This is a genomic window from Spirillospora albida (assembly GCF_000718255.1).
GTDB lineage: Bacteria > Actinomycetota > Actinomycetes > Streptosporangiales > Streptosporangiaceae > Spirillospora > Spirillospora albida.
In genome coordinates, this window is record NZ_JOFJ01000006.1 from 245,109 (window position 1) to 259,925 (window position 14,817).

Consider the following 14,817-nt stretch of genomic DNA (forward strand, 5'->3'; position numbering starts at 1 on the left):
ACATGGACCGGACAGTTGTCCGAACGGCCGTCCAGGTCGGGTCAGGACGCCGCCCGCAGGAGCAGCAGCGCGATGTCGTCCCCGCCCCGCTGGTCGGCGAGCAGGTCGAGGATCCCGTCGGCGGTGTCGTCCAGCGACGGCGCGTGCGCGGCGGCGAGCGCGGCGCCCAGCCGGGCGATCCCGGCGTCCAGATGGCGGGTGCGGCTCTCCACCAGCCCGTCGGTGTAGAGGGCGAGGACCCCGCCGGGCGGCAGCGTGAACGACGCCTGCGCGTGGTCGGCGGGATGCTCGTGGTCGGCGACGCCGAGCGGCAGGCCGTGCACCACCGGGACCGGCCGGGCCGGGCCGCCCGTCCCCTCCAGCAGCAGCGGCGGCGGATGCCCGGCGACCGCGATCTCGCAGTGCCGCGACGCCGGATCGACCGTCAGGCACAGGCACGTCGCGAACTGGGCGGCGTCCAGGTCCTGCGCGATGCCGTCCAGCCGCTCCAGCACCCGTCGCGGCGGGAACGCGCACGTGACGAGGGTGTGCGCGGCGACCCGCAGCTGCCCCATCGCCGCCGCCGCGGTGACCCCGTGCCCCACCGAGTCTCCGATGACGACCGCGACCCGCTCGACGCTCCCCGCGCCGGCCGGCGCGCGCAGCGGGACGACGTCGTACCAGTCGCCGCCGACGCCCGCCCGCGCCGGCAGGTACCGGTGGGCGATCTCCAGGCCGGGCGGCGCGGGCACCGCCGCCGGGGCCAGGGCCGCCTGCAGCGCCATCGCCGTGCGGTGCTCGCGCCGGTACGCGCACGCGTTGTCGACGCACGTCGCGGCGCGGCCGGCGAGGTCCTCGGCGAGGGCCGCGTCGGCGGCGGAGAACGGCAGCCGGCCGCGCTTGCGGCTGAACACCGCGAACCCCAGGGCCCGCCCCCGGGCGGTCAGCGGCACCGCCAGCAGCGACACGTGGTCGAGCAGGCCGGGAACGGGCCGTCCCCGCACGTGCGCGACCGTGTCCGCGACGGCGTCGCCGCCGAACTCGACCCGGCGGCCCGTCGCGAGGCACCGCGCGTACGGGGTGCCCGCGGGGTACACCATCACCTCGTTGACGGGGAACCGCTCGGCCCACTCGCGGGGGTCGTCCTCGGCGAACGCGATCGCGAGGCGCCGCACCACCGCCGACCCGTCGGCCTCCGCCGCGCCCGGAGCGCCGCCGGGCGGCGCGGGGTCCTCGTCGGCGAGGAGCCGCTCCAGGATGTAGATGGCGCCGGCGTCGGCGAACCTGGGCGTCACCACCGAGAGGATCTCGCGGGCGGTGCGGCCCAGGTCGAGGGTCGAGCCGATACGGCGGCCCGCCTCGTTCAGCAGTTCCAGCCCGCCCTCCCACGGCGGCGGGACCGACAGCAGGACCGCGGTGCGGCCGGGTCCGGTCACGAGCGGCGTGCACGACACCACCGGTGCCGCGCCGGGGCCGACGGGCAGCGCGCCAGTCCAGGCGCGGCCCGCCGCGGCGGCCTTCAGCGCGACCGCGAGCGGCTCCGCCGCGGCCGGGCCGAGCAGCCCGCTGAGCGCCCTGCCCAGCACGGACTCGGCCGGGCGCCCGAACAGCCGCGCGGCGCCCGCGCCCCATCCGGTGACGACGCCGCCGGGGGTCAGCAGGACGGTGACCGGGCCCTCGGGGGCCGGCTCCGGTGTCGGTCCGCTGGACATCGATCCTTTTCCGCGTGGGCCTCCGCCGCCCCGCCCGATCCGGCGTACGCTGGCCCGCGGACGGCGCCCCGGTCGCGAGGGAGACGATGCATGGACTCCGAGTGGATCCCACCCGACGTCGACGGTCAAAGGCCCAGCGTCGCACGGGTCTATGACTTCCTGCTCGGTGGTCGGCACAATTTCGCCTCGGATCGTGACCTGGCGACCGGTCTGCTCCGGATCGAGCCGCAGGCCCGGGAGCTCGCGTTCGCGAACCGGGCGTTCCTGGGCCGCGCGGTCGCCGCGATCGCCGCCGCGGGCGTCGACCAGTTCGTCGACCTGGGCTCGGGCATCCCGACGCAGGGCAACGTGCACGAGGTCGCGCAGCGGGTGAACCCGGGGGCCCGCGTGGTCTACGTCGACAACGACGACGTCGCCGTCGCGCACAGCCGCTCGATCCTCGTCGGCAACGACCGCGCCACCGTGATCCAGGCCGACATGCGGCGGCCCGCCGAGATCCTCGCGCACCCCGAGCTGACGCGCCTCGTCGACCTGTCCCGCCCGGTCGCGTTCCTGCTCGTCGCGGCGCTGCACCTGGTGAAGGAGGAGGAGGACCCGGCCGGCATCGTCGCGACGCTGCGGTCCGCCGCGGCGCCCGGCTCCCACCTGGTCATCTCCCACCTCACGCACGAGACCGCGCCCGGCAAGACGGCCGCGATCGCGAAGCTGTACGACCGCGCGACGTCCCCGGCCGTCCCCCGCTCCCACGCGGAGATCCTCGCCCTCTTCGACGGCTGGGACATGCTCGAGCCCGGCCTGGTGTACGTCCCGGAGTGGCGGCCCCACGAGGGCGAGACCGACCCGGAACCCGAGCGGTTCCTCGTCCTGGGCGGCGTGGCCCGCACCGGCTGACGGCCCCCGGCGCTCCCGCCTCCCGGGCGTTCCCCCGCACCGGCACGGGCCGGCGCCCATGAGTCGCGCCGATCCACCATGCCGTGAGTTCTTGCGTCCAATGGTGCCCATGCCGGAAGATCTCCCGTAGAGAGTTCCAGATGACGGATGATTGACAGGCCCGGCCGTGAGGCGGGTGAGGGGAGCCGGCAATGACGCCGCAGGGGAAACTCGACCTGGATCCGGAGGCGGTGCGGACCGCCCGGCGGCTCGCCGCGCGCGCCGCCGAACCCGTCATCCGGATGGCCCGCACCCACACCACCGTCTCCGTCGAGCGCGCGCTGCTGCGGCTCGCCGGGCTGTCCGGTGCCGACGACGGCGGCCGCCCCTGGGCCAACCACCTCGCCGACGCCGTCCGCGACCAGGTCGGCCTCGAGCACGGCGTCGCCCTCCCCGTCTGGGACGCGCTGAACACCGGCCCGCACGGCTCGCTCGCCGGCCTCGCCCGCGCCGCCGCCGCCGGGCGCGTCCGGTTCCGCCTCCCCACCGGGACGGACGCCGCGCACGCCACCGCCGCCGCGACCGCCGCCGCCCGCGCCGGGATCACCCGCATCGACCGCCGACGCGCCGAGCGCGACGCCCTGCTGCGCCGCCTCCCGACCGGCGACGCCGCCGACCCGCCCCGCCCCCTCGTCTACCTGATCGTCGCGACCGGCGACATCTACGAGGACATCCCCCAGGCGCAGGCCGCCGCGCGGGAGGGCGCCGACGTCGTCGCCGTCATCCGCTCCACCGGCCAGTCGCTGCTGGACTTCGTCCCCGAAGGCGCCACCCGCGAGGGCTACGCCGGCACCTACGCCACCCAGGAGAACTTCCGGCTCATGCGGGCCGCCCTGGACGAGGTGTCGCACGAGCTGGGCCGCTACGTCCGGCTCACCAACTACGCCTCCGGGCTGTGCATGCCCGAGATCGCGACGCTCGCCGGGCTGGAACGCCTCGACATGATGCTGAACGACTGCATGTACGGCATCATCTTCCGCGACATCAACCCCCGCCGGACGTTCATCGACCAGCGGTTCTCCCGGCAGATCCACGCCCGCGCCGGCATCGTCATCAACACCGGCGAGGACAACTACCTCACCACCGCCGACGCCGTCGACGCCGCCCACACCGTGGTCGTCAGCCAGTTGCTGAACGAGCGGTTCGGGCACGAGGCCGGCCTCACCGACGCCCAGCTCGGCCTCGGCCACGCCTTCGAGATCGACCCGTCCGTCCCCGAGTCGTTCCGGCTCGAGCTCGCGCACGCCCAGCTCGTCCGGGAGCTGTTCCCCGGCGCGCCGCTGAAGTACATGCCGCCGACCAAGCACATGACCGGCAACATCTTCGCCGGGTACCTCCTCGACGCGTTCTTCAACCTCGCCGGCGTCCTCACCGGCCAGTCGATCATCCTGATCGGGATGATGACCGAGGGCATCCACACCCCGTGGCTGTCGGACCGCGACCTCGCGCTGGAGAACGTCCGCTACGTCCGGGACGCCTGCGGCCGCCTCGCCGAGGACTTCGTGCCCCGCCCCGGCGGGTTCATCGCCGAGCGCGCCCGGCGCGTGCTGGCGGAGTCCGTCGACCTGCTCGCCCGGATCGGCGACGAGGGGCTCCTCACCGCCATCGCCGACGGCACGTTCGGCGTCACCCGCCGCCCGCCCGACGGCGGCAAGGGCCTGGACGGCGTCGTCGCCCGCGCCGACGGGTACGTCAACCCCGCCATCGAGATCCTCGACACCGAGGACCCGCACGCCGCCCGCGCCCACGAAGAGGAGGTGCCCGCATGAGCGGCCCCGGAACGAGCGGCGCGGCCGCGACCGGCACGGTGCCCGGCGCGCCCGCCCAGCCCGCCGACACCCGCCAGGTGATCCGCCCCTACGGCGACACGACCGGCGACGGGATGGTCCAGATGTCGTTCACCCTGCCCGTCCCCGCAGGGCCGCGCGCGGACGCCGCCGCCCTGCAGCTCGCCGGGAAGATGGGCCTGGACCCGGCCAGCGTCGTCCACAGCAAGCCGATGGGGCCCGACTTCACCTTCTTCATCGTGTACGGCAAGGTCGGCCACCTCATCGACTACGCGTCGATCCCGGCCCCGGAGGGCCGCGCGTACCCGCTGCTGTCGGCGCAGGAGGTCAACCGGGCGATCCGCCGGGCCCTGAACCGGCGCCTCGTCGTCGTCGGCGCCTGCATCGGCACCGACGCCCACACCGTCGGGATCGACGCGATCCTCAACGTCAAGGGCTTCGCGGGGGAGAAGGGCCTGGAGTACTACCGCGAGATCCATGTGGTGAACATGGGCGCGCAGGTCACCGTCGAGGAGCTCGTCGAACGCGCCAAGGCCGAGGACGCCGACGCCGTCCTGGTCTCCCAGGTGGTCACCCAGCGCAACGCCCACCTGCACAACACCAAGCAGATGGCCGCCGCGTTCCACGCCGAGTACCCCACCGCCGTCGCCGCCGGGATCGGCCGTCCGCTCCTCATCGCGGGCGGCCCCCGCTTCGACACCGTCACCCCCGAGGACCTCGGAGTCGACCGGATCTTCGGGAAGGGCACCACGCCCGCCGAGGTCGCCGGCTACCTCGTCCACGCGCTCCTGCCGGGAGAAGACGCATGAACCGCGATCCCCGCGAGGGACTCACCGTCACCCACCGCCGGTACGTCCCCTACTCGCACGCCCACTACGCCGGGAACCTCGTCGACGGCGCCTACGCCCTCGGCCTGTTCGGGGACGTCGCCACCGAGGTGTGCATCCGCTCCGACGGTGACGAGGGCCTGTTCGCCGGGTACGCCGACGTCCGCTTCCTCGCCCCCCTCAGGGCCGGGGACGTCGTGGAGGCCACCGCCGTGGTCACCCGCGTCGGCACCCGCAGCCGCACCCTCGCCCTCGAGGCCCGCGTCGTGTGCCGGGGCCGCCCCGACAAGGGCGCCTCCGCCGCCGAGGTCCTCCCCGAGCCGATCGTCGCGGTCACCGCGACCGGCACCGTCGTGGTCCCCGGAGACTGATCGCGGCAATCGCCGAAGCCGCCGCGATCATGTCGCTGACCTGGGAGAACAAGGGTCTCCGCAGCACACCCGGCGGTTGACAAGGCCGTGGATCCGGGTAGTTTTGCTCCAGTCCAGCACGGGACTCACCGATCGGCCGCCGAGGCGCCGCCGGGCACCGCGCCGCGGCGGGGGGAGCCGACCACGCCCCGCCCGTCCACGCCAGCGCGGCGACCGCGGAGCCGCGCCCCGGCGGAGCCGCCCGATCGAGCGGGGGTTGGACCCGGGAAGGGCCCGGACATCCGGGAGAAAACGGAGCGCCGCTCCCACCGCCTGTGGGACGGCCCCGGCCCGACGGATGCCACGGGCCCTTTCGCGTGCCCGCACGGCGCCGCCGGGGGCTCGGTCGCGGCGGCCGCCGCGGGCCGGTACCGTTCCGGCACAGGACCATGCGGACGAGCGAACGGGGTGAGCGGATGGCCCAGGAGACCATCCCGGAGCGGCGGCCCGGCGGGCCGTCCGCCGCCGAGCGCGCGCCCGGCGCCGCCCCGGACCGGCCCCCGCCGCTCTACCGGATCGCCCACGGCGGCCGCGCGGGCCGCCTCCGCATCGCCATGGCCGTGCTGGGCGGCGTCCTGCTGTGGTCGGCCTACCCGCCCACCGACCTCACCTTCCTCGCACCCGCCGGCATCGCGCTGCTCACCCTCGCCCTGCGGGGCCTGCCCGCCCGCACCGCGGCGTGGGTCGCGTTCGTCGGCGGCGCCGCGTTCTTCCTGCCCGTGCTGGAGGGCATCGGCGCCGTCGGCCCGGACGGCTGGATCCTGCTGTCCCTCGTCCAGGCCGCCTACCTCGCGCCCATGGGCGCCGGGATCGCGCTCGTCACCCGCCTGCCCGCCTGGCCCCTCTGGACGGCCGCACTGTGGGTCGCGCAGGAGTACGTCCGGGGCCGCCTCCCGTTCGGCGGGTTCCCGTGGGCGCGGCTCGCGTTCGGCCAGACCGCGACGCCCCTCACCCCCTACGCCTCCCTGGGCGGCGCGCCGCTCGTCACGTTCGCCACGGCCCTGATCGGCGGCCTCCTCGCCTACGCCGGCACGGTCGCGTACCGCACCCTGCGCTCCGTCCGCCGGGACGCCGAACCCGGCACCGGCCCGGACACCGCCACCGGCGCCACCGACGCCGCCGACGACGCGGCGGGCGCAGCGCCGCGCGGGGCACGGCCCTCCGCGCGGGCGCTCCTGCCCGCGGGGCTCGCCCTCGCGGGCATCGGCGCGATCGCCGGCGGCGGCGCCCTCATCCCCGTCCCGACGGCCGGGCGCCCCGTCACCGTCGCGGTGGTCCAGGGGAACGTGCCGCGCCTCGGCCTGGACTTCCTCGGCCAGCGCAGGGCCGTCCTGAACAACCACGTCGCCGCCACCCGCGACCTCGCCGCCAAGGTCCGCGCCGGCACCCTGCCCAAGCCGGAACTGGTCGTGTGGCCAGAGAACGCCAGCGACCTCGACCCCTACACCGAGCCCGAGGCGCGCGCGGCCATCGACGGCGCCGTGCGCGACATCGGCGTGCCCGTCCTCGTCGGCGCCCTGACCGACACCCCCGACGGCGACAAGGTCGAGAACCGGGGGATCGTCTGGGACCCGGTCACCGGCCCCGGCGACCACTACGTCAAGCGGCACCCCGTCCCGTTCGGGGAGTACCTGCCGTTCCGCGGCGTCCTCACCAAGCTGATCACCCGGTTCGAGCGGATCCCCCGCGACTTCGCCAAGGGCGACCGGTCCGGGGTCATGCGGCTCGGCCCCGTCACCGTCGGCGACGTCATCTGCTTCGAGGTCGCCTACGACAAGGAGGTCCGCGACGTCGCGCGCGGGCAGCTCCTCGTCGTCCAGACCAACAACGCCACCTACGGCCGGACCAGCCTCCCGCCGCAGCAGATCGCGATGTCGCGGCTGCGCGCGGTCGAGCACGGCCGCACGGTGCTGGTCGCGGCCACCAGCGGGATCAGCGCGATCGTCGCGCCCGACGGCCGGCTGATCGACCGGTCCCGCGAGTTCGTCCCGGACGTCCAGGTCGCGCGTGTCCCGGCCCGGACGTCCCGTACGCTGTCCGACCGCCTCGGGGCCGCCCCCGAGGCGGCGCTCGCCGCGCTGGGGGCGGCCGCGGCCGCCTGGGCCGCCTGGGCCACCGGGCGGGCGGCGAGATCCACCAGGAAGAACGAGGGGAATTGACACCGATGGAAATCCCAGCCGACCTCGGCCGGGTGCTCGTGATCATCCCGACCTACAACGAGCGGGACAACATCGAGCGCATCACCGGCCGGGTGCGCGAGGCCGTGCCGTCGGTGGACGTGCTGGTCGTGGACGACAACAGCCCCGACGGCACCGGCGCGGTCGCCGACGCGATGGCCGCCGCCGACGAGCGGATCAGCGTCCTGCACCGGAAGGGCAAGGACGGCCTCGGCCCCGCCTACATCGCCGGGTTCCGGTGGGCCGCCGAGCACGGCTACGACGTCATGGTCGAGATGGACGCCGACGGCTCCCACCAGCCCGAGGAGCTGCCGAAGCTGCTCGCGGCGCTCGCCGACGCCGACCTGGTCATCGGCGCCCGCTGGGTGCCCGGCGGCAAGGTCGAGAACTGGCCGCGGCACCGCGAGGCGCTGTCGCGGGGGGCCAACACCTACGCGCGCCTCATGCTCGGCATCCCGCTGCACGACGCCACCGGCGGCTACCGGGCGTTCCGCGCCGCGACCCTCGACAAGATCGGGCTGGACGACGTCGACTCGCGCGGCTACTGCTTCCAGATCGATCTCGCGCTGCGCGCCCTCCGCGAGGGCCTCCGCGTCGTCGAGGTCCCGATCACGTTCGTCGAGCGGGTCCACGGCACCAGCAAGATGAGCCGGGACGTGATGGCCGAGGCGGCGCTGCGGATCACCCAGTGGGGGATCGGGGAGCGCGCCGGGCGGCTCCGCTCGCGCTGACGGGCCGGTTCGGGGGAAACGTTCGGGGGCGCCGCGGCGTTGGACACCGTGAGGAGTTCCCGCGACCCGAAGATGGAGTCATGCTGCCGCTCGTACTGGTCCTGGCGATCCTGCTGACCCCCGTCGTGGAGATCTACACGATCATCCAGGTGGGGCACGCGCTCGGCGGCTGGCCGACCCTCGCGCTGCTGGCGGCGGAGACCGCCGTCGGCGCGCTGATCGTCCGCCGGGAGGGCCGGCGCGCGTGGCGGGCGCTCAACGACACCCTGCAGCGCGGCGTGCTGCCGGACCGGGAGCTCGCCGACGCCGCGCTGATCATGGCGGGCGGGGTGCTGCTGCTGATCCCGGGGTTCGTCACGGACGCGGTGGGCTTTCTGCTGGTGCTGCCGTTCACGCGGCCGCTCGTCAGGTCGGCCCTGGCCCGGTACGCGGGGCGGCGGGCGCGGGCGGCCGGCGCGGCGGACGGGCCGCGGGTGATGTTCGCGCCGGGGCCGGTGTTCCCGCCCGCGGACGGCGGGGGCGCGTCCCGGGACGGGGTGCCGTCGGGTCCGGTCGTCCGGGGCGAGATCGTCGACGACGACACCCCCTGACCCACCGGGACCGTGCCGGGGTGGGGCCGCGTGCCGGTGCGGCATGGACGGTGACGAGGCCGGGGCCCGCACCGCGAATCGCGGTGCGGGCCCCGGTGTGTCAGGTCCGCTCGGCCGGTCAGGCGGACTTCCTGCGCCCGGAGCGCAGGATCTCCAGCCGTTCGGCCAGCACCTCCTCAAGGTCCTCGAGCGTCCGGCGCTCCAAGAGCATGTCCCAGTGGGTGCGGGGCGGCTTCCCCTTCTTGGCCTGCGGAAGCTCGCCGTCGACCCGCAGGGCCGTGGCGCCGCAGCTGCGGCATTCCCAGGTCATCGGCACCTCGGCCTCGGCTGCGAGCGTCACGGTGAACCGGTGGCCCTTGGTGCAGGTGTAGTCGACCTCCTGCCGAGGGGCCAGATCGGTGTTGCGATCGTTCTCGTAGCTCGTGGCTCCGAGTCGGGTGCCGCGAAGTGCGCGCTCGGCCATCGTCACGTGCCTCCCAGACGGCTTGCGGTGTTGCCCTCTCCAACGCTGAATACGGGTGCAAGATTCCCGCACCGGCCCGGGTCCAACCCTGCTCGGGCCGACCGCGGCGGGCCGTCCGGAAATCCCGGGGGCGGGTCAGCCGGTCTGGGGCAGCGGCCGGGGCCACAGGCCCCGGGACGCCATGACGTGGCGGAGGCCGACGAGGTCGTCGGTCATGATCCCGTCGATGCCGATGTCGAGGAGCCGTCCCATCGCGGCGGGGTCGTTGACCGTCCAAGCGTGCACCTGCAGGCCGAGGCGGTGCGCCTCGGCGATGAACGACTCGGTGACGAAGGGCAGCGGGCCGAGGCCGTAGGGGACCTGGGCGCAGGCGACGCCGGTCGCGGCGAGCCGGACGAGCTTGGCGGTCGGGCCGCCGTAGGAGCGGGCGCGCAGCGCCATCACGCCGCGCGGGCCGAGGGACGTGCAGACGTCCTCGTCGGTGTAGAGGGGGAGGCGGGCGCGCATCTGGGCGAGGCGGCGGGTGGAGAACGAGGTGAGGCAGACCCGCTTCCAGGCGTTGGTGCGGCGCAGGACGTCGGCGAGGGGGCCGATGACGGGGGCGTCCTTGAGGTCGATGTTGACGCGCGCGTCGGGGAACGAGCCGAGGACGTCCTCCAGGCGGGGGATGGGCTCGGTGCCGGCGATCCTGGCCTTGGCGACCTCGGCGTAGGGGAGGCGGGCGAGGGTGCCGCCGGCGTCGGTGACGCGGTCGAGGGTGCGGTCGTGGAACGCGACGACGACCCCGTCGGCGGTGGCGTGGGCGTCGGTCTCCAGGTAGCGGTAGCCGAGGTCGATGGCCCGCTGGAACGCGGCCATGGAGTTCTCGGGGCGGCCGCCCGCGCCGCCGCGGTGGGCGAACGGGATGGGCCCGGGGTGGTCGAGGAAGTCGTACGAGCGTGCCACCCGTCCGATTATGGGGGACCGCGGATTCCGCCTCGACCTTACTTCGTAAAGGCAGCGGGCGGGTGCTACGGTCGGCGACCGGCCGCCATCCGGGCGGCCGGTGGAGAAAGGGGCCAGGGATGGCGGCCGACTACCGGGCCACGTTCGATCTCGTCGACACCGACGGCGACGGATACATCTCGACGGCGGAGCTGAAGAACCTGATGAGGGCGCTCGGCCAGGATATCGGCGAGACGCGGGCCGTGGAGGTGGTGGTGCAGGCGGACGCCGACCGCGACGGGAAGATCTCCTACGAGGAGTTCAGCGCGCTGATGGCGTCCGCCGGCTGACCGCCGGTCACGTCCGGCGGAGCTTCAGGGCGTTGTCGATCCGGGTGTGCGGTTCGCCGTCGGGGCCCTTCTGGACGCGCTCGTGCTCCTCGCTGAGCAGGAGTTCCCATTCCCCGTCCGGGAGCTCGAGGGCGTCCAGGACCTCCTGCGGGGTGGGCAGGTGCACATCGGTGCCCGGTTCCCAGGGCGGCGGCCCGGCGTGGCCGACGATGAGGAGGGTCCCGCCGGGCGCGACGGCCGCCGCGGCGGACCGCAGCACCCGGCCGCGGGGGAGCAGTTCGCCGGGGGAGTGCAGGAAGAACGCGCAGACGAGGTCGTAGGAGCCGCCGGGGAAGGTCTCGGCGAGGTCGTGCCGCTGGAGGTCGATCCGGTCGGCGACGCCGGCGTCCCGCGCGTGCCGGGCGGCACGGTCGAGGGCGACCTGGGAGATGTCGGCCGCCGTGACGCGCCAGCCGCGCCGGGCGAGCCAGATCGCGTCCGCGCCCTCGCCGGCGCCGAGGTCCAGGGCGGTGCCGGGCGGCAGGTCGCCGACCTCGCGGACGAGGGCGGCGTTGGGCTCGCCGCTCCACAGGTGCTCGTGCTGCGCGTAGCGGTCGTCCCAGAACCGTGCGCCGGTGTCCTCGCTCATCGTTCCTCCCGATGTCGATCGTGGTGGGTCGATGGTGCGGGCGGCGGCCAGGTTCCGGCGAATTTCGTTGCCGTTCCGGCAAAAAGCCGGTGTTGGATCAGGGGGCGGGACGGGCCCATTCGCGGCGGCGGGCCTCGGCGAGCGCGATGGCGGCGGCGACGGCGACGTTGAGGGAGCCGACCCGGCCGATCTGCGGGATGTAGGCGACGGCGTCGGCGGCGGCGAGCAGGGCGGGGGAGCAGCCGTGGTCCTCGCCGCCGACGGCGAGGCAGACATCGCCGTCCAGGGGAGCCTCGTGCAGGGGGACGGCGTCGGTGGTGAGCTCGATGGCGACGAGCCGCAGGCCCCGCGCGCGGACGGCGGCGGCGGCCTCGGCGGGGGTGCCGGCGTGGTCCCAGGGGACGAGCCGCTCGGTGCCGAGGGCGGTCTTGCTGACGTTGCGGTGGGTGGGGGGCGTGGCGTTCCCGGCGAGCCACAGGTGGTCGACGCCGAACACGGCGGCGCTGCGGATGATGGAGCCCATGTTGAACGGCTGGGTGACCGATTCGACGAGCAGGCCGAGTCGTCCGCCGGTGCGGCGCCGCCAGTCGCGGTTGAGGCGCTTGACGTCGGTGGGGCGCAGCTGCCGCCGCCCCTGGTCCGGGGTGCTCATCGGGTACGGCCTTCCGGGGTGTGGTCGGACGGGACGGTGCCGGGGGAGACGCGCAGGACGCGGTAGGCCGAGCGGGACGCGATCCGCTCGGTGGGCAGGCCCTGGGTCTCCAGCCAGCGCTGCAGGGAGTCGGAGCCGAGGTGCTTCTGGACGACGAGGTGGGCGGCGCCGGTGGGGGTGAGGCGGGGCAGCCAGGCGAGGAGGAGGTCGTGGAGGGCGGCCTTGCCGATGCGGATCGGGGGGTTGGACCAGATCGCGGCGAATCTCAGCCCGGGGGCGATCCCGTCCGCCGGACTGAACCTTACATTGTCAAGGCCGGCGGTGGTGGCATTCTCTCTCGCAAGGGTGAGCGCGCGCTCGTTCACGTCCACGCCCCATACGCTCGCCTGCGGCGAGCGTCGCGCGAGGGTGAGGGCGATCGGGCCGTATCCGCAGCCGAGGTCGAGGAGGTCGCCGGTCTCGGGCGGGGGCGGGACGGTCTCCAGCAGGATGCGGGTGCCGGGGTCGACGCGGTCGGGTGAGAACACGCCGCTGTCGGTCTGGAGCCGCAGGTGCAGGTCGGGCAGGACGAGGTCGACGGTCCGGCGGCGGCTCGCGGTGCCGGGCGTCCCGGCGAAGTAGTGTTCCCCCACGTCGGCCGACCGTATCAGCGTCCGGGGGCCGGTACGGCCGCGCGGGCTCGGGCCGGGTTCAGGGCATGCGGGAGAACCAGGCGAGGGACGCGCCGGCGGCGGCGAGGGCGAACAGCAGCGCGATGCCGGTGAAGCGGGCGGTGATGTCGCGGTGCTCGGTGGTGAAGCCGAGGGAGGAGCCGATGTTGGCGTACACGTCGCGGAGCTCGCCGGCGTCGGCGGCCTCGTAGGGCTTGCCCTCGGTGCTGTCGGCGAGGAGCCGGAGGGTCTCCTTGTTCACCGAGACGCTGGTGGTCTCGCCCTCGATGTCTACGGTGCCGTAGGGGGTGCCGAACGCGATGGTGGAGACGGGGACGCGGGCGGCGCGGGCGGCGTCGACGGCCTCCTCGACGGAACGTCCGGTGGTGTTGTCCCCGTCGGACAGCAGGACGATGTGGGCGGGCGGGGGGTCCTTGGACGCGTCGGCGTCGAAGGACCGGACGGCCTGCAGGGAGGTGAAGACGGCCTCGCCGATGGCGGTGCGTTTGGTGAGCAGGAGCTGGTCGATGGCGGCGAGGGCGGGGGCGCGGTCGGTGGAGGGTGCGGCGACGAGGTTGGCGCTGCCGGCGAACGCGACGACGCCGACGTTGAAGCGGGCGGGGAGGTCGCCGATGAAGTTCTTGGCGGCGCTCTTGGCGGCCTCGAAGCGGGTGGGGGCGACGTCGCGGGCCATCATCGAGAGGGACACGTCGATGGCGACGAGGATCGTGGCGCGGTCGCGGGGGACTTTCACGGACGCGGCGGGCCGGGCGAATCCGACGGTCATGAGGGCGATCATGACGAGGAAGAGGGCGGCGGCGACGTGCCGGCGCCAGCCGGGGCGGCGGGGCGCGACCTGGGAGAGCAGGGCGAGGTTGGTGAACCGGACGGTGTAGGTGCGGCGGCGGAACTGGAGCAGCAGGTAGACGCCGGCAAGGACGGGCAGGAGCGCGAGCAGCCAGAGCCGTTCGGGTGACAGGAGGGTCATCGGCGTGCTCCCGTTCCCGCGGCGGGGGTGACGGAGCGGCCGGCGGCGCGGCGCTGGCGGAGCGCGAAGCGGGCGATGTCGGAGATCCAGTCGCGGTCGGTGCGCAGGACGAGGTGGTGGGCGCCGGCGCGGCGGAGGGCGGTGCGGGTGCGGTCGCGTTGGGCGGCGGCCGCGGCGGCGTAGCGTTCGCGGACGCGGCGGTTGAGGACGATCTCGTGGGTGGTGCCGGTCTCGGGGTCGGTCATTTCGAGGAGGCCGATGTCGGGGAGGTCGAGTTCGCGGGGGTCGATGATCTCGATGGCGAGGACCTGGTGGCGGGCGGCGAGGCGGCGGAGGGGTCGTTCCCAGGGGGGCGGGGTGTCGGGGCCGTTCTGGGCGGGGGTGGTTTCGGCGGGGTCGAGGAAGTCGGAGATGACGACGCGGAGGCCGCGGCGGGTCTGGCCGCGGTCGAGGGAGGTGATGGCGCCGGCGAGGTCGGGTGCGGACCGGGTGGCGGGGCGGTGGCCGGTGCGGTCGTCGGGGGCGGGGGTGAGGACGGCGCGCAGGAGGGTGTGCATGGCGGTGCGTCCGGTGCGGGCGGGGTGGCGGTGCAGGCCGGTGGGGCGCAGGAGGTAGGCGCCGGCGCGGTCGCCGAGGCGGATGGTGAGGAAGCCGACGGCGGCGAGGGCGGCGGCGGCGAGGTCGCGTTTGGTGCGGTCGTGGGTGCCAAAGTCCATGCTGGCGGTGAGGTCGACGAGGGACCAGGCTTCGAGTTCGTGGTCGGCGATGAGGTCGCGGACGTGGGGGGTGGTGGTGCGGGCGGTGACGGCCCAGTCCATGTGGCGGACGTCGTCCTCGCCGGGCTGGTAGAGGCGGGCTTCGGCGAGTTCGGTGCCGGGGCCGGGGATGAGGCCGAGGTGTTCGCCGTTGAGGAGCCCGTCGAGGCGGCGGGTGACCTGGAGGTGGAGGCGGCGGAGGGTGCGTTCGGGCGCGAGGTGGGGGGCCGTGCCGGTGGGGGGTGCCGTGTCGGCGGGTGGGGT

General features: G+C 74.9%; 16 protein-coding genes. 8 read left to right on the forward strand and 8 right to left on the reverse strand.

Features of this window, described 5'->3' with window-relative positions:
* Positions 1 to 41: 41 nt before the first annotated feature.
* A complete protein-coding gene (locus IE99_RS0111385; RefSeq protein WP_051712386.1) occupies positions 42 to 1,691 on the reverse strand; it encodes a PP2C family protein-serine/threonine phosphatase in 1,650 nt (549 codons plus the stop codon).
* Positions 1,692 to 1,781: 90 nt separating this feature from the next.
* Here IE99_RS0111385 and IE99_RS0111390 point away from each other — a divergent pair, with 90 nt between their 5' ends.
* From IE99_RS0111390 to IE99_RS29055, 7 genes are all read left to right on the forward strand, one after another.
* Positions 1,782 to 2,582: an SAM-dependent methyltransferase gene (locus IE99_RS0111390; protein ID WP_030167965.1), complete on the forward strand. Its 801-nt coding sequence runs from the start codon at positions 1,782 to 1,784 to the stop codon at positions 2,580 to 2,582.
* Positions 2,583 to 2,773: 191 nt separating this feature from the next.
* Complete coding sequence (kamD, locus tag IE99_RS0111395; RefSeq protein ID WP_030167974.1) at positions 2,774 to 4,390, forward strand: lysine 5,6-aminomutase subunit alpha; 1,617 nt, start codon at positions 2,774 to 2,776, stop codon at positions 4,388 to 4,390.
* Positions 4,387 to 5,217, forward strand: coding sequence for a lysine 5,6-aminomutase subunit beta (kamE, locus tag IE99_RS0111400; protein ID WP_084219431.1), 831 nt, complete (start codon positions 4,387 to 4,389; stop codon positions 5,215 to 5,217). The genes kamD and kamE overlap by 4 nt, the downstream gene beginning before the upstream one ends.
* A complete protein-coding gene (gene kal, locus IE99_RS0111405) occupies positions 5,214 to 5,606 on the forward strand; it encodes a 3-aminobutyryl-CoA ammonia lyase (protein WP_030167980.1) in 393 nt (130 codons plus the stop codon). The genes kamE and kal overlap by 4 nt, the downstream gene beginning before the upstream one ends.
* Before the next feature lie 455 nt (positions 5,607 to 6,061).
* A complete protein-coding gene (lnt, locus tag IE99_RS0111410; protein ID WP_030167983.1) occupies positions 6,062 to 7,804 on the forward strand; it encodes an apolipoprotein N-acyltransferase in 1,743 nt (580 codons plus the stop codon).
* Positions 7,805 to 7,809: 5 nt separating this feature from the next.
* On the forward strand, positions 7,810 to 8,553 hold the full coding sequence (locus IE99_RS0111415) for a polyprenol monophosphomannose synthase (protein ID WP_030167986.1): 744 nt from the start codon (positions 7,810 to 7,812) through the stop codon (positions 8,551 to 8,553).
* An 80-nt stretch (positions 8,554 to 8,633) separates the two neighbouring features.
* Positions 8,634 to 9,143, forward strand: coding sequence for an FxsA family protein (locus IE99_RS29055; protein ID WP_051712387.1), 510 nt, complete (start codon positions 8,634 to 8,636; stop codon positions 9,141 to 9,143).
* Positions 9,144 to 9,261: 118 nt separating this feature from the next.
* Here IE99_RS29055 and IE99_RS0111425 read toward each other — a convergent pair whose 3' ends face one another.
* Together IE99_RS0111425 and IE99_RS0111430 are read right to left on the reverse strand one after the other, a co-directional pair.
* Positions 9,262 to 9,606 carry an RNA polymerase-binding protein RbpA gene (locus IE99_RS0111425; RefSeq protein WP_030167992.1) on the reverse strand — a complete coding sequence of 115 codons (345 nt, stop codon included), beginning with the start codon at positions 9,604 to 9,606 and terminating at the stop codon, positions 9,262 to 9,264.
* 135 nt (positions 9,607 to 9,741) lie between these two features.
* On the reverse strand, positions 9,742 to 10,551 hold the full coding sequence (locus IE99_RS0111430) for a glycerophosphodiester phosphodiesterase family protein (RefSeq protein WP_030167995.1): 810 nt from the start codon (positions 10,549 to 10,551) through the stop codon (positions 9,742 to 9,744).
* Positions 10,552 to 10,670: 119 nt separating this feature from the next.
* Here IE99_RS0111430 and IE99_RS0111435 point away from each other — a divergent pair, with 119 nt between their 5' ends.
* Positions 10,671 to 10,880: an EF-hand domain-containing protein gene (locus IE99_RS0111435; RefSeq protein ID WP_030167997.1), complete on the forward strand. Its 210-nt coding sequence runs from the start codon at positions 10,671 to 10,673 to the stop codon at positions 10,878 to 10,880.
* A 7-nt stretch (positions 10,881 to 10,887) separates the two neighbouring features.
* Here the strand turns inward: IE99_RS0111435 and IE99_RS0111440 are convergent, their stop codons facing one another.
* The 5 genes from IE99_RS0111440 to IE99_RS0111460 all read right to left on the reverse strand — a co-directional run.
* Complete coding sequence (locus IE99_RS0111440) at positions 10,888 to 11,508, reverse strand: class I SAM-dependent methyltransferase (protein WP_030168000.1); 621 nt, start codon at positions 11,506 to 11,508, stop codon at positions 10,888 to 10,890.
* Between the two features lie 97 nt (positions 11,509 to 11,605).
* Complete coding sequence (locus IE99_RS0111445; RefSeq protein ID WP_030168003.1) at positions 11,606 to 12,160, reverse strand: TrmH family RNA methyltransferase; 555 nt, start codon at positions 12,158 to 12,160, stop codon at positions 11,606 to 11,608.
* A complete protein-coding gene (locus IE99_RS0111450; protein WP_030168006.1) occupies positions 12,157 to 12,792 on the reverse strand; it encodes a class I SAM-dependent methyltransferase in 636 nt (211 codons plus the stop codon). Before IE99_RS0111450 ends, IE99_RS0111445 begins: the two co-directional genes overlap by 4 nt.
* Before the next feature lie 58 nt (positions 12,793 to 12,850).
* Entirely contained in the window at positions 12,851 to 13,798 is a 948-nt protein-coding gene (locus IE99_RS0111455) for a VWA domain-containing protein (RefSeq protein ID WP_030168008.1), read from the reverse strand.
* The coding region (locus IE99_RS0111460; protein WP_051712388.1) for a DUF58 domain-containing protein at positions 13,795 to 14,817 on the reverse strand (1,023 nt) is incomplete at its 5' end. The genes IE99_RS0111455 and IE99_RS0111460, both read right to left, overlap by 4 nt.

What these genes read in the sequence shown, in the direction of transcription:
- IE99_RS0111445 (WP_030168003.1), bottom strand. Translation starts at nt 12,160, where the DNA reads ATGAGCACCCCGGACCAGGGGCGGCGGCAGCTGCGCCCCACCGACGTC.
- kamD (WP_030167974.1), top strand. Translation starts at nt 2,774, where the DNA reads ATGACGCCGCAGGGGAAACTCGACCTGGATCCGGAGGCGGTGCGGACC.
- IE99_RS0111440 (WP_030168000.1), bottom strand. Translation starts at nt 11,508, where the DNA reads ATGAGCGAGGACACCGGCGCACGGTTCTGGGACGACCGCTACGCGCAG.
- kal (WP_030167980.1), top strand. Translation starts at nt 5,214, where the DNA reads ATGAACCGCGATCCCCGCGAGGGACTCACCGTCACCCACCGCCGGTAC.
- lnt (WP_030167983.1), top strand. Translation starts at nt 6,062, where the DNA reads ATGGCCCAGGAGACCATCCCGGAGCGGCGGCCCGGCGGGCCGTCCGCC.
- IE99_RS0111425 (WP_030167992.1), bottom strand. Translation starts at nt 9,606, where the DNA reads ATGGCCGAGCGCGCACTTCGCGGCACCCGACTCGGAGCCACGAGCTAC.
- IE99_RS0111415 (WP_030167986.1), top strand. Translation starts at nt 7,810, where the DNA reads ATGGAAATCCCAGCCGACCTCGGCCGGGTGCTCGTGATCATCCCGACC.
- IE99_RS0111455 (WP_030168008.1), bottom strand. Translation starts at nt 13,798, where the DNA reads ATGACCCTCCTGTCACCCGAACGGCTCTGGCTGCTCGCGCTCCTGCCC.
- IE99_RS0111385 (WP_051712386.1), bottom strand. Translation starts at nt 1,691, where the DNA reads ATGTCCAGCGGACCGACACCGGAGCCGGCCCCCGAGGGCCCGGTCACC.
- IE99_RS29055 (WP_051712387.1), top strand. Translation starts at nt 8,634, where the DNA reads ATGCTGCCGCTCGTACTGGTCCTGGCGATCCTGCTGACCCCCGTCGTG.
- IE99_RS0111390 (WP_030167965.1), top strand. Translation starts at nt 1,782, where the DNA reads ATGGACTCCGAGTGGATCCCACCCGACGTCGACGGTCAAAGGCCCAGC.
- kamE (WP_084219431.1), top strand. Translation starts at nt 4,387, where the DNA reads ATGAGCGGCCCCGGAACGAGCGGCGCGGCCGCGACCGGCACGGTGCCC.
- IE99_RS0111435 (WP_030167997.1), top strand. Translation starts at nt 10,671, where the DNA reads ATGGCGGCCGACTACCGGGCCACGTTCGATCTCGTCGACACCGACGGC.